This window comes from Paraburkholderia sp. BR10141, assembly GCF_056155635.1.
The window spans coordinates 19114-32826 of the sequence record NZ_JBMIQH010000045.1 but is presented as its reverse complement, the minus strand read 5'-3'; the positions used below and the strand labels follow the sequence as shown (position 1 = coordinate 32826).

The following is a 13713-nucleotide window of genomic DNA, read 5'->3' as shown; positions in this document are numbered from 1 at the left end:
CCGGTTCTCACCCCGGAGGTAATTTAATGGTCAACCCGAGGGACTCGCTCATATCGCTCCTGGGTGTCGTGTCCGGGCAAGCGGCATTGTTCGCATGCATCTTCCTGATTGGCCGCTGGGACGGCCCTGGCGCTCTGGGGGAGTTCAACTACCAGCTTGCACTTGCGACGTTCGGCGGGACGCTGCTAGGGCTAAGGTACGAGCTCGCGTGCGTCAGCGACAGTCCGCGCGAGTCCTTTGGCGCACTTGTCAACGTAATGGGTCTTGCGCTTGTATTGGCAACGCTGCTCGCAGGGGTCGTCGCTGTCGCTGGGCGCGCAGAATACTATGCGCTCGTGGGCTACGCATTCGCCGCGTTCGCGCAGATCGCCGCTGGCGCATTCCTGAACAGCATGCGGTGGTACGGCTGGATCACAGTCTCGAGGGTGGTCACAAATTGCGGCTTTCTCGCGTACCTGCTACTCGGTCAAGTCTGTACGGCTTGTGCAAAGGTTGGTCTCTTTGACGCGTACATGGTTTCGACGGCCAGCGTCGCGATTGTGATGGTAGCGGGGATCGCAGTGATCGGCAGCCGAAGCGGATACGCTTTCAAGCTGTCGCCCGGATTCTTTGCGGACAACAGGCGATTTGCTGCGTACATCCTGCCGTCGACGATCTGTGCGTCCGTGTTGACTTACGCGTTGGCAATTGTGATACCGCATTGGTATGGCGCGCACGTTGCTGGGTATTTCGCCCTCGCGTACCGGCTGGGCTTCTTCCCCGTCTCGCTGATTGGCCAGAGTATCGGAGGGGTCTTTAGGCGTGATGCTATCGGTGCGATCGCTCGCGAAGATGCACGAAGTGCGTTGCTTAACGTCTACCGCATCTACGCGCGCTCGCTGGTTGGAATAGCAGCCCTCTACGCAATTGGCGGCCTTGTGCTATTCGACCCGGTCGTGACATGGGTCTTTGGATCGAAGTGGTACGGTGCCGTTCGATTTTTCAATAGCCTCGTACCGCTATTCGCGCTGCAACTCGTCTACGTCCCGCTTTCCCAGATCTTCCTCGCGACCCGTGCGCAGCGGACCGACTTCATGTTTCAGCTCCTGTCTGGCATCTCCCTGTTGACTGCTCTATGTATTGCGAGATGGTTCGACCTGTCAGCAGAAGCAAGCGTATTCACATTTTCGCTTGCAGGTGCAGCACTAATGGCAGGCGGAATAGGAATTACGTATCGCGTGCTCAACGCGAATCTGGTGCGGTTGAGCCCCGCTGCCTAATCGAGAAAGGGAAACGGAGATTTACCGATGATTCTGATAGTCGTTGACTCTCTCGAGAGATACTACTTCGCCGCGAGGCTCGTGCATGCCGTTAGAGGTGAGTATGACTTCCTGTTCCTGACGAGTGAGCCAGTTGCGCATCTTCGCCTGAAGTGTGCGGGGTACCGTTCATACTACCTACGCAAGGTCAGAAACCCCACACTGGAAGTGGACGAATCCTGCACAGAATATCCTTACGATCGCTCGATTGAGGTGCTAAACGGGCAGGTGAGCCGGGAACGCGCACGCGTAGAATCCTGCGCGGTGGTGCGTCGTGTGTCGTCGCTCCTGACACGGTTTAGCGTGACCCAGTGTTTTATGTGGAACGGTCAGCAACTGGTCTGCAGGGCTGTTTCTCACGCGTGCCTGGTACATGGGGTTCCACAGAGGTTCCTTGAGATATCCAATCTCCCCGGCAAGCTCTTCGTGGATTCGTCGGGTGTCAATGCACTTTCCAGCATCTGTCGGGATCCGGCTGTGATTGATCGGCTCTCGTTGCCGGACGAGGAGACGCACCGGCGTTGGCTGATGCATTACGAAAGCGCCAAGTCTAGGCCGTTGCCCCAGGCTCGAACTTCGCTGAAGCGAAAGGTCGTCTCGGGAGTGAATTACGTTCTGAAGTTCGCGAGCTCGGGTGTTGGGCGTAAGCGTCTTGCAACCGTACGTGCACGAAATGGCGGTCGGAGACCAGTTGACATCAAGAACTACGTCGCCTCCGAGCTGTCGACGCAGCGCTACGTGTTTCTGCCTCTTCAGGTATCGGGCGATACACAGATCAAGCTGCACTCAGAGATCGATAACCTGGGGGCGATCCGGCATGCGTTGGAGTTCGCCGTTACGCAGGATGCTGCATTGCTGGTAAAACTTCATCCGGCCGAAAATGACGAGTCTGCGATCAGTGCAATAGAGGCTATGCGGGATAGGTGTCAGTTTACTCTGGTGTCGTCGCCGACGACTGATCTTATCAAGCATGCGCAGGCAGTCGTGACGATCAACTCGACGGTAGGACTCGAGGGATTGCTGTACGGAAAGCGCGTGATTTCACTGGGGCAATGCTTCTACAAGAACTTCGACCGGACGCGGCTGCTAAAATACATACATTCGTTCCTGATCGACGGAGTTGACTACTTCTCTTCGGGCGGGATTTCTCCGGAGGCCGCCCGCAAGGTATTTTCTATTGAGCATTGAAATGACAGTTACGCTCAGAAAAACACTTGATGCAGTCGTATTGGACTACGAAAGGAATCCGTATTTCAAGACGCGATTTGTGATGATCTTCTTCCGGATTGTCAATTATCTCGCCTGCAGAAGTATCGTGACGCTCATATGCGGGGCTCCCCTCATCGTTCTGTACATCTTCATTTGCGATTGGCTAATGGGAATCGAGATACCAGTTAAAACGAGGATTGGAAAAGGGCTCGCCTTGTTTCACGGAACTGGAATGGTGATCAACGGATACGTCGTCATCGGTGAATACTGCACGCTGCGCCACGGCGTCACACTCGGAAACACTATCCAGCGCGATGGCTCGATTAGCGGCGTGCCGAAGATTGGCGACCACGTGGAGTTCGGCGCCCACAGTGTCGTGGTTGGAGATGTGTTGGTTGGGGATCATGCGCGCATAGGTGCAGGGGCAGTGGTGCTTACTGACGTGCCGGCGCGCGCTGTCGCCGTTGGCGTGCCGGCGCGGATACTCAATACGGGGGATTGCATCCAGTGAGCGTATTTATCCTTCATCCAGGTAAAGCGAACTATCCCGAGATCGAGGCATATAGCGATTGCCTGACGCAACGAGGCATCCCAGTCGAGCACGGGGATCTGGGCGCGCTCAATCGCGTAGCGGAGGATCGTCGAGCAGTCCTTTGGTGCATCATGGGGCTCTATCGTGCGCTGCCGCCCGCTAAATTTGTGGTTCACGACTATCGGTCTCTTTCTGTCGGCCGGATGGCGTTCGTCAAAGACTGGATCAAACGCGCACTGAACGCCAGGCCGAATCTCCGCATTTTTCAGAATGTGCGGATGCGGGATGCTATGGGCTTCAGCGACGGTGTTCCATCCTTGCTGCTCCCTATGGGTGTTCCGGACTGGATCTTTGATGTCACCGACGACGATGCGACATCAATGCCGGCTGGAAAGTTTTGCTACATAGGCGAAATGAGCCGCGAACGCGGATTTCATAAGGTGCTGGGGGCATTCCGCGACGCTCGTCGCGATCCATCTGAAGCATTGATTCTGGTCGGGCGACCGGAGCCATCGATTCTTGATGAGTTTCGGGCCGTCCCGGGGATCGTGTTCACGGGTCGCGTGCCGCAGCAGGATGCACTGCGTATCGTCCGACGCTCCGACCACGCGATCTGCTATTTCCCCTATCACCGGCCGCATTGTTTCCAGACGCCGACGAAGCTTCTCGAGTACGCCGCGCTCGGAAAATCAATCATCTGCAACGACGCTCCGTCGAATGTGCTCGCTGCGCGCGAACTCGATATTCGGTGCCATGTAACCGGACCGCGGATATTCGATGAACTGTTTTCAGGCGCTCCGATAGCTCTGCAGCGGAACGACCCGAGAAAAATCGTATCGCTCGAATGGAGTCGGGTTATTGAGCGCTCTGGGGTGCTTGAACGCATCGGCGCGGCTACAGGACAAGCGCCCCTGATGACGCATCAACGGGAGAGGGTCAACGAGGGAGGGCAAACGCGATGAGGATCGTACATATTCTGGAGTCGACTGCAACCGGCACATTGTCGATGGTTTGTTTGATCGCGAACGGGCTTGCGCGCGAGGGCCACAAGGTCGATGTGATTTATTCAATCCGTCCCGATACCCCCGCAGCGTTACCTGGCTTGTTCGCCAGGAATGTCAGATTGCACCATGTGCAGATGAAGGATGTCTCGCTTATGCGCTCTGTCCCGGCGCTGCGCTCGAAGTTGATCGGCCTGAATCCGGACATCGTGCATCTGCATTCGTCCTTTGCCGGATTTCTTGGGCGTATCTCCACACTCCTCGCACTGCGTCGGACGGCGTTCTTCTATAGTCCTCACTGCATCTCGTTCATGCGGCGCGACATCTCAACTCCGAAGCGGTTGCTATTTGTGGGTCTCGAGCGCGTCGCCGCACTGCGACGTTGCGTATACGTCGCTTGTTCGGAGAGCGAGCAGCAAGTTGTGCGTCGTTGGTTGCGGCAGCCCGTGAGGCTTGTCGAGAATGCGGTAAAGGCGCATGCGGCGAAACCAGGTGAGAACGAAGAGCAGAAAGATAGCGTTGGTTTTTGTGTCGTGACGGTCGGCGGCGTGCGGCCCCAGAAGAATCCGGGCCTGTTCGCGGAGATTGCCCGGCGGCTTGACCGTCCTCACGCCCGCTTCGTGTGGATTGGGGACGGGGACGACGCCCTGAAGCAGGAGCTACGTGCTGCCGGGGTGATCATAACGGGGTGGCTCTCCCGCCGTGACGTACGGTCGTGGCTTGAACGTGCCGATGCGTATCTGTCGACCTCGTCATGGGAAGGTATGCCGGTTTCAGTCGTCGAGGCAATGATGGCGGGAAGCGCCGCGATTGTGTCTGATTGCGCAGGGAATGTCGATGTCGTTCGGCATCTCGAAACGGGTGCCATTTTCTCGAGCGCCGCGGAAGGAGCGGAATTGCTTGGACGGGTTATTGATGATCCGGAGTTCCGTGCGGGCCTCGCGTCGCGCGCGCGCATCGAGGCAAAAGACCGGTTCACGGAGAAGCGATTCTTTCAACAGCTCGCGCCCGTATATGAGGACGAGTTGAAGCGCCGGCAGCGATCAAGGCACCACAACGTCGACCGCACAATTTTGCGGCAGCACACATCGTAATTCCTCGGGGGAAACGTAAATGAGCGTATCGATCAGCGCCAACGTTGAAGTCGGAAATCAGTTGCCGTTTGTGTTATTTGGCGGCCTGAATGTTCTGGAGAGTCTTGAGTTCACACTTGAAGCTTGCGAAGTTTTCGTCGATGTCACCAGGAAGCTTGGCGTTCCCCTCGTCTTCAAGGCTTCTTTCGACAAGGCAAACCGTTCGTCAATCCACTCATACCGCGGCGTCGGAATGGAAGAAGGACTTTCCATTCTGGCGATCGTCAAAGACCGCTTCGGGGTGCAAGTCATAACCGACGTACACGAAGTGGCGCAGGCTGAAGCGGTTGCTGACGTCGTTGATGTGCTTCAGGTACCGGCGTTTCTCGCTCGTCAGACCGATCTCGTGGTCTCGATCGCAAAAACTGGGCGCGTCATCAACGTGAAGAAGCCGCAGTTCATGAGCCCCGCTCAGGTCAAGCACGTGGTGGAGAAGTGCCGCGAGGCTGGTAACGACAAAGTCATGCTGTGTGAACGTGGCGTGGCGTTTGGCTATGACAATCTGGTCGTGGACATGCTGGGCTTTCGCCAGATGCGGGAGGTGTCGGGAGACTGCCCGGTAATATTCGATGTTACCCATAGCCTCCAATGCCGCGATCCGCACGGCGAGGCGTCTGGCGGGCGGCGCAGCCAGGTTCTCGACCTGGCGCGCGCCGGCATCGCACTTGGCATTGCCGGCCTGTTCCTCGAAGCCCATCCTGATCCCGATCGTGCGCGCTGTGACGGGCCGAGCGCGTTGCCATTGAACCTGCTCGAGCCGTTTCTTGCACAGGTGAAGGCCATCGATGATCTTGTAAAGCGGTTTGAGCCGCTCGACATCCGATGAGTGCCGTCGTCTACTCCGGTGGAATATCAGTCGTCGTGTTCGACGTCGATGGTGTCCTGACTGACGGTCGTCTCCATGTAAGCGCTGACGGCGAACGCGTAAAGAGCTTTCACGCACACGACGGGGTCGCGGTCGCGTTGTTGCGTGCGCATGGGATCCGTTCCGCGATCCTGTCTGGTAAGCACAGCGAGGCGCTCACCTGGCGCGTGACGCAACTGCGTGTGGACGCTGTGGTCACCGGGTGTCACGACAAGCGTACAGGATTCGAATCGATCAAGCAGCAACTCCGCGTCGACGACATGCAGACTGCGTATGTCGGAGACGATGTGAATGATCTCTGCGTGATCGAGCGCGTGGGTGTGTCGTATGCGCCTGCAGACGCGCATGCACTGGTTCGCTCGCGTGTCAGCCACGTGACGTCACGTGCGGGCGGTGAAGGAGTCGCTCGCGAGGTGGCCGATCATATTCTTACGTGTGGAGGGCTGTCGCTGGAGGACGCGTATCGGCCGCTCTTTCAACTCTGGAGTCGTCATGATGTCACCCAGTGAACGCCGAGCCCTGCGGATCGTGATCCCCTCGCGCTTCGGGTCTACGCGTTTGCCGGGAAAACCTCTTATCGATCTGGGCGGTGAGCCGATGATCGTGCGCGTGTACTCGCGGGTTCGTCGTGCTCTTCCGGAAACTGAGGTTGTGGTAGCGGTTGATGATGAGCGCATCGCTGACGAGTTGAGGAGACGACAGATTGCGTTTGCGATGACTGACTCCGGACATCAGTCTGGTACCGACCGCGTAGCGGAAGTTGCCAGGGCCTCCGGATGGCGACCGGACGACATCGTCATCAATGTGCAGGGTGATGAGCCGCTGGTGCCAGTCGCTCTGCTGCAGGAGTTTGCTGTGTTCTGTGAACGCGTTCCCCGCTTTGAGGTGGCGACGGTCGCTTGCCCTGTCAAGGACGCTATCCAAATTGATGACCCGAATGTTGTGAAGCTGGTCGTCGACAGGGAGGGGCGCGCTCTGTATTTTTCCCGGGCACCGATTCCGCTTTGCCGGGACGGTCGGCCCGCGGCCGTGGAGGGCGTCTTCCGGCGTCACGTCGGAATATACGGGTATCAGAATGCCGCGCTGCAACGGCTGGCGACTAATGAGCCGTGTGAACTCGAATCGCTCGAAAAGCTGGAGCAGCTACGTGCATTGTGGCTGGGACTGCAGATTCACGTCATGCATTGGCCTGCGATGCCGCCTCACGGCGTAGATACGCCCGAAGACGTTGAGCGAATTCTTACTATGTTGAAACGGCAAGGTCATGAATCAATTGAACTATATTGAGTCCGCCCGTGAAGTGCTGGACATCGAGGCGCGTGCGCTTTCAGCACTGGCAGGTCGACTTGACGAAGGCTTCTCGGTCGCGGTCGAGACCATCCTGGCATCCAGCGGGCGCGTGGTGGTTTGTGGGATGGGCAAATCGGGGATCATCGGTCGGAAGATAGCGGCGACATTCGCCAGCACCGGCACACCAAGCTTCTACATGCACCCAGGAGAGGCCTATCACGGCGATCTGGGAATGGTCGTGCCGGCAGATACGTTCTTTGCGATCTCGAACTCGGGCGAAACTGACGAGGTGATCAAGCTGATTCCATTCTTGCAAAACAATGGAAACCGGCTGATTGCACTGACCGGTAATCGAGCGTCAACGCTTGCGAGCGCGGCACACATTCACCTTGACATCGGCGTAGATGCAGAGGCCTGCCCTTTCCAGCTGGCCCCCACGGCATCGACAACTGCAACGCTCGCCATGGGCGACGCGTTGGCGATCACACTGATGAGAGTCCGGGGGTTTCAACCGGAAAACTTTGCGCGTTTTCATCCGGGTGGATCGCTCGGTCGGCGGTTGCTCCGCACAGTAAGTGACGAGATGACCCATAGGGATCTGCCTTTCGTCAGCCACGGCACACCGGCGATCGACGTACTGCAAGCTATGACACGTGGACGTCTTGGGCTCGCGATTGTGCGGCTCGATACCGGCTGGGGCGTCGTGACCGACGGAGACGTGCGTCGTGCCATCGAGCGGCACGGCAACGAGGTTTTGCGAACCACTGCGGTGAACATGATGTCTGTTGAGCCAGCAATGGTCTCTCCAGAGACGCGGGTTGAGGATGCGCTGCTGGTGATGGAGCAGAAGAAGATCAACGCGCTGCTTGTGTTCGATGGAGCCGATGTCGTCGGGGTGTTCAAGAAGTGAGAGAGAGGCGCGAGCGCGTGGCGTTCCCCTTTTCAGACGGGAACGCCACGCGAGACATGATTCATTTGTCGGAGGATATATGAGCGGTTTGTCATTGAGTGGCTTCTCCCGGCTATCGGAAGAGAACTCCGGATTTATCCACTCGTGCCGTGGTCTGGCAGCACTCATGGTGGTGGCAACGCATATCGAGCAGGTGTTTGTCGCACCGTACTGGTCCGGTATTCACGCGTATTCGCTCATCCTCGGCCAGGCCTCTGTCATGTTGTTCTTTGTATTGAGCGGATTCCTGATCTGCAAGTCAATAACATCCAGGATATCCGAGGGCGATTATCGCGTTCTCGACTATGCCGCTGCCCGTGCCTGGCGTATCGTTCCGCCTCTGGTGCTTTCGCTCCTCCTGATACTGGCCCTAAGCCTTCTGAGTCCGGCGGTATTCAGTTCCGGGTCAAGCCATTTCTCGCCGGAAAGATACCTCGTTGCCGATGGCTTTCAGATCGTCCCGGAAGAACTATTGGGAGCAGCCTTGTTTCTGAACGGTTTTGTCACGCATACGCCACGTGTGAACGGACCGCTATGGAGCTTGTCGTTTGAGGTGTGGCTGTATGCGATCGCAGGTGCGGCGGTGGCCTTCAGGCGGGTGCCCGGATATTGGCCGGTGGTGCTTGCGTTCATTACCCTGCTTGGCTTTCGGGACATGAAGTTCGTTGCGTATGGTGCAGTTTGGGCTGCCGGATTCCTGCTTTGCGTGCACCACAATTCCGGCACGAAATCGCGAAAACTACGATGGCTCGTTTGTGCCGGCGTAGTCCTTTTCGGTGGGGCGTCGATCGAGTTCGCAGGCTGCTTTGTTCAGAGCTTTAACGCAGTTGGAGGGCAGGCGGGAGCAAACTGGCACTACATCGTAGCTTTCAACTTCTTCATAGGCTTACTATTTACTTGCGTGATAGCGTTGGTCCTGGATCGGCGATCGCCATCAAACGAGCTCCTTTCGAAGAGTGCAGAATTTTCTTACACGCTTTATATCATTCATTTTCCAATCCTGCTTTTTGTGTTTGGCGTGACCCAAGCGGTGCTTAGAGGGTCACCGACAAGCCGGATTCTGATTGGGATCGGGACGTTCGCTTTGGTGGTCTGCATCGCACGCGTCACGTCGACTCTGGTCGAGAACAAGGCGAGATTGAAGCAGGTTCTGTCTCGCGGGTTCGCGCTGAGGTGAAGGCTGCAGGGCGGCAGCCAGTTTGCACTGCACTGGATGAAAGATCTGACGAGGCAATCCGCGACCAGTCAAAACGGTCGGATCACCAGCAGGGGAAGTAAGCAACCGATTGTCAGGAGGCGATTGAGGTGGGCGCGAACCCCGGCCCCCTGTCCCGTAGCGGTTCCCGAAGTTCGGGTCATTGTTTTCGACGGCAAGCGAGCTCGATGCAGATCCACCGGGTGGCAGTGACCCTCTAAGGGTGCTTCAGCAGGCGACTGGCGGCTTTCCGTTCCGATGGGGCGGATGCGGTGCGTAATATCGACGATGTTCCAGAGACGCAGCAGTTCACATTCTTCGTGAGCGGCGCACGTGGCGCCAGTCCCTAAGTGATGGGGCAGGCGACAAGGCTTGAGGGAAGGCGTTCTGTGATGTGAATTCCGGAGCGCCCTTCGGCAGGGATAACGTGCAGGTTAGATGGCATGCGCTGCAGCGGCGGTACGGCGCTAGCCAGGCTTGCGCCGAAATGGGAGTCATCGGCACGCACGAGGTCTATGTGGTTCATGTCGCACATGCCTCTGCGGCGCAGAAAGCGGTATCACCTGGTGAAGATTGGTGCTTTTTCGCCCGCATGGCAGAAGACGGTGCGCCCTGCGATCGCCGGCAGGACGTCCGCAGCAGGCCGCCTTCTGTGAGACTCCGGTGCGAACCGCGGCGGAAGACCATCTGATATCGAGGTGTGGTCCAGTCAGCGACGACCGGAAGCGCCGGCCGTGGGCTTCAAAATCGTAGGTGATAGCGTTGATCTGGGGCGGCAAGGCGCGGCGCTTAAGTGCGACAACTGGCGTCGTCCGCGTTTATAGCGACAGAGAATTGCAGTTAATGCGCGTCACGGCGAAAACCGGGGAACCTCGCAAACATGATGTAGTTGGAATTATGTTGACTTTGCGCACCGCCTTCGGGATCGTCGAAGGACGTGCGTATCACCGCAATGATATCGTCACCGCTAAATTCCCAATCCACGTATTGAAAGCCGTGTCGCTTCACGTCAGGATGCCGCATGACGACAGAGGAAACAGACCAGTTGTGCAGGTCGGGGGACGAAATCAATGCAAGGGTATTGCGAACGCGTTCGAGGCTTTCATGTCCGTCGTTCGCGAGTACTGCGTTTGTCAAAGACCAGTACCGTTGTGAAGTTGGGTCAAACCGAACGGTGAACTTCTTGCCTCCACCAGGCATGTCGACGAAGTCGCGCGTTGGGTCGAAACTCAGCGTCCTCTCATCGGACCCGACGTGGACGATCGCTGCTTTCTCAACCCCGTTCCGGGTATTGACGCGGAGCAGGATTCCTGGCGGTCCGTTCTTGAGAAGCACTACACTGCCTTCTTCCCACGAAATGAACTTTCCACGCAGCCATGCAGGGTTAGAGGCTTGATGTTTTGATACGGTCCAGTTCTGCGTATCCAGGAGGTTCGAGTGTTGCGGGGCGGACATGACGAGTGAGCGCAAATCTCCGCCTTCGACCACGTCGTAGGCGCGCCAGACGCGACCCTCGCTCACCACGACAGGAACTGCACCCGTGATGTAACGCCCCGGCAGATTGAATCGTCCCGTAGACGCGTCGGTTGCATCAGTCCATGTAACGCCGCGGTCCACGGATCTGCGAATGGTGGGTGTGCCCATTGCCCGATCAGTTCCCATCAAATATAACGCATTGTCCAGGACGAACAGCGATGACCAGTACTGGCCGGAGACCGTGCTCTCTTTGGTCCAGTTCTGACCTTTGTCGCGCGACGCCATGACGGTCACGTAATCTTCCGTCGAACCCGGCCCAAACGTGTCGTAGGAAGCGATATAGGTGCCATCGGGTAGAACCGCCAATGCCGGGGATCCAAGGAATACGTGCGTGAATGCAGCACTATGGGCGACTACTCGACCAGGGGGACCGACATTCGTTGGCCCTTTTGCGGAGGCGGCCACCCCGCACGCGCAAAGGACACTGACGAGCATGAGCGAATGCCTGCAACTGAGGCGAGCAAGGTGCCTGCCTGCCTGGCGACTCCGATCTGGCAGGCTCGATTTACGCGTGCTCATAGCTCGAGTGGGCGTCACTGGCATGATTGACATTTAGATACTGGAATTCGCCGCAATGGCACGAGTGCCAGGGCGCTGGGTCGAGAGGCGCCGGTTCGGGGTCGAAGGCGCGGTGCTTTGCTCAGCCAGGACGACGAAGAGCAGCAGCGTCATCCAAAGCATCCCATAGAGCACGTGATACTTGAAGAGCATGATTGGCAACAGGTAAGCGAGATACCGCCACTTGTTGCGATTGCGGAACATCACCCCAATCGTACCAAAGAACAAAGCGGACCCGACAACGCCTACACTGAATAGAACGTAGACGTAGAAGGAACTGTCTCGTGCCTGATATCCACGCATGTGTGTTTTGCCGACGTTATTCCGGTCGTCCCAGAATAGACCGCTTCCGAAGGCACCCGCAGTGAGATCACGATCCTGGAGTTCGGTCAGAATTAGCGTCCGGCTGCCCACGGCGTCATAGTCGACCGACTGGTTAACACGTTGGTCGTAGACGTTGTACATGGCGGGCGCGCACAGTAACGCGGCCAAAATGACAAACAGCTTGAGACGCAGGTTCCCGCGTTCGAACATCACATGAACGAATCCAAGCACTGCACAGACTACCATCGACGCTACCGAGAAACTGATCAGCGCGGTGCCGAATGCTATGACCGAGGCGAGCGTAATCCGACGTTTCACCAGAAGTAAAAGAACGCCACACGGAATCACCGTCATTGCGTAGAAGGACGGTTCAGAGTAGAGGCCAAGCGCGCGGATGGAGATCAGACTGTCACTCAGTGCTTTCGTTGCATAGAGGGCGTCGGCGTCGGACTCGCGAATATAGCTATCAAAGTCCACGAACACGCCGGTGGCCAGATAGTACACGAGCTGGAAAAGGAAAAATGCACCATGAATATAGATCAGCGTCGTGCATGCTGACTCGATCGACTTGAGCGAAAGGACGCCGCTACTGAACATCCAGTAAAGCAGCACAATGTAAGTCTGAATCAGTACAAATTTGATGAAAAAGTTGAGATAGAAATCGCCGAATGCAGAAAAAATAAACGATATCGTGATACACCCGAGCCAGTATGTCAGCATCCCGCGGGCGTTGGCTCCTTTCTCAAGAAGGGTGGGCGTCCGGAGGAATAACAGGGCGCACGCGAAGAAATACGCTGCGAAGGTTGCTCGGACGCTGAATGCGTTCAGGGAGAAAAAGAATACACTTGCGGTGAACAGAAAGGTCGACATAAGGGCATTTCGGATCGGAAGCTGTACCTTGCATAGCAATTAACGTTCAGACGCGCCACGCAGGTCGCCAATCCGTCTGGCGCCGACGTTTCAATCGCAGTCCATGGATCGGTCTCCTGGTGGCTTCAGGAGACTTGTTCCGTGGGCGCCCGCAGAGGATAAATGGACGCTGGCGCGTCGCGCTGCCCTCGTCCGATCCAGTCAAGCTTATGTCGGCTAACGACTGGCAGTTGGCAAGCTGCCGAGGGGATTTTGTAGCTTTTTTGAGGTGACAGAGACGCCACGCATCCGGTCCAGTATTCACCCTCCTCCATCGAGGGAAGGTTCATCGCGCGGGGACAAGTGTCACTCGACCGACTACGCCCAGTGTTCGCAAAGCCACGGTGAATACATGTCGATCGCCCCCTGGATTGGTGCGTGATGTCCGTACGCGACTGCCGAGACGGCAAACAGCGAGGCGGCAGCAATCGGACGCAGGCGTGGCGGAACGATAGGAGCGCCGCTCCATCGAATCAGAAGTATTGTCACGAGCATGCCAAGCGTCCATCCGGAGACCACTTCTGAAACTGTATGAGCCTCATCGAAAACGCGCGAAATCCCGATAGCCGTCGCGAACACGATGCCTGGCCAGATGGCAGCGCCAGGTTTGATGCGCGAGCCGTCGTTCAGGACAATCAGCCATGACATCGGCCAAATTGCAGAAGCCAGCATGGTGTGTCCGCTGATCATGCGGAAATCCAGCGAGCGAATCTGTATTCCGCATCCGGCGTACAAGATCTTTGTCACCCCAACGAGCAACATCGCTACCGAAAGGAGCGCAGCCCATGATATGGCAACGCGCGTGCCGGTCGGTGAACGCGCTAGCCACACGAAGCAGACAATGGCAAGCGGGATCGTCAACGCTGCGTCGCCCAGATTACTGATAGCGGACCACATGTTGTATTCCGAAAGAA

13 protein-coding genes are annotated in these 13713 nt (G+C 57.2%); 10 read left to right on the top strand and 3 right to left on the bottom strand.

The features are described from left to right. Positions 1–26: 26 nt before the first annotated feature. The 10 genes from ACOJB8_RS36375 (at position 27) to ACOJB8_RS36330 (ending at position 9454) form a co-directional block, all read left to right on the top strand. Entirely contained in the window at positions 27–1259 is a 1233-nt protein-coding gene (locus ACOJB8_RS36375) for an oligosaccharide flippase family protein (RefSeq protein ID WP_368607008.1), read from the top strand. A gap of 27 nt (positions 1260–1286) precedes the next feature. Further along, a complete protein-coding gene (locus ACOJB8_RS36370) occupies positions 1287–2486 on the top strand; it encodes a capsular polysaccharide export protein, LipB/KpsS family (RefSeq protein ID WP_368607007.1) in 1200 nt (399 codons plus the stop codon). Between the two features lies 1 nt (position 2487). Continuing rightward, positions 2488–3018, top strand: a complete 531-nt coding sequence (locus ACOJB8_RS36365; RefSeq protein ID WP_368607006.1) for a serine O-acetyltransferase — start codon at positions 2488–2490, stop codon at positions 3016–3018. Next, positions 3015–4001 carry a glycosyltransferase gene (locus tag ACOJB8_RS36360; protein ID WP_342922202.1) on the top strand — a complete coding sequence of 329 codons (987 nt, stop codon included), beginning with the start codon at positions 3015–3017 and terminating at the stop codon, positions 3999–4001. The genes ACOJB8_RS36365 and ACOJB8_RS36360 overlap by 4 nt, the downstream gene beginning before the upstream one ends. Further along, positions 3998–5134: a glycosyltransferase gene (locus ACOJB8_RS36355; RefSeq protein ID WP_342922203.1), complete on the top strand. Its 1137-nt coding sequence runs from the start codon at positions 3998–4000 to the stop codon at positions 5132–5134. The genes ACOJB8_RS36360 and ACOJB8_RS36355 overlap by 4 nt, the downstream gene beginning before the upstream one ends. Positions 5135–5153: 19 nt before the next feature. After that, positions 5154–5999, top strand: coding sequence for a 3-deoxy-8-phosphooctulonate synthase (gene kdsA / locus ACOJB8_RS36350; protein ID WP_342949661.1), 846 nt, complete (start codon positions 5154–5156; stop codon positions 5997–5999). After that, positions 5996–6547: a KdsC family phosphatase gene (locus ACOJB8_RS36345; RefSeq protein ID WP_368607004.1), complete on the top strand. Its 552-nt coding sequence runs from the start codon at positions 5996–5998 to the stop codon at positions 6545–6547. Before kdsA ends, ACOJB8_RS36345 begins: the two co-directional genes overlap by 4 nt. Beyond that, positions 6531–7325 carry a 3-deoxy-manno-octulosonate cytidylyltransferase gene (gene kdsB / locus ACOJB8_RS36340; protein ID WP_475017000.1) on the top strand — a complete coding sequence of 265 codons (795 nt, stop codon included), beginning with the start codon at positions 6531–6533 and terminating at the stop codon, positions 7323–7325. Before ACOJB8_RS36345 ends, kdsB begins: the two co-directional genes overlap by 17 nt. Then, complete coding sequence (locus ACOJB8_RS36335) at positions 7303–8238, top strand: KpsF/GutQ family sugar-phosphate isomerase (protein WP_475016998.1); 936 nt, start codon at positions 7303–7305, stop codon at positions 8236–8238. Before kdsB ends, ACOJB8_RS36335 begins: the two co-directional genes overlap by 23 nt. A 79-nt stretch (positions 8239–8317) precedes the next feature. Then, positions 8318–9454: an acyltransferase family protein gene (locus ACOJB8_RS36330; protein WP_475016996.1), complete on the top strand. Its 1137-nt coding sequence runs from the start codon at positions 8318–8320 to the stop codon at positions 9452–9454. Between the two features lie 858 nt (positions 9455–10312). Here ACOJB8_RS36330 and ACOJB8_RS36325 read toward each other — a convergent pair. The 3 genes from ACOJB8_RS36325 to ACOJB8_RS36315 all read right to left on the bottom strand — a co-directional run bounded on the left by ACOJB8_RS36325 (position 10313) and on the right by ACOJB8_RS36315 (position 13696). Further along, positions 10313–11443, bottom strand: coding sequence for a sialidase family protein (locus tag ACOJB8_RS36325; RefSeq protein ID WP_475016994.1), 1131 nt, complete (start codon positions 11441–11443; stop codon positions 10313–10315). A 117-nt stretch (positions 11444–11560) separates the two neighbouring features. Beyond that, a complete protein-coding gene (locus ACOJB8_RS36320) occupies positions 11561–12760 on the bottom strand; it encodes a hypothetical protein (RefSeq protein WP_475016992.1) in 1200 nt (399 codons plus the stop codon). A gap of 357 nt (positions 12761–13117) precedes the next feature. Continuing rightward, positions 13118–13696 (bottom strand): phosphatase PAP2 family protein, encoded by a 579-nt coding sequence (locus ACOJB8_RS36315; protein WP_342949790.1) that lies wholly within the window; start codon positions 13694–13696, stop codon positions 13118–13120. Positions 13697–13713 lie beyond the last annotated feature (17 nt).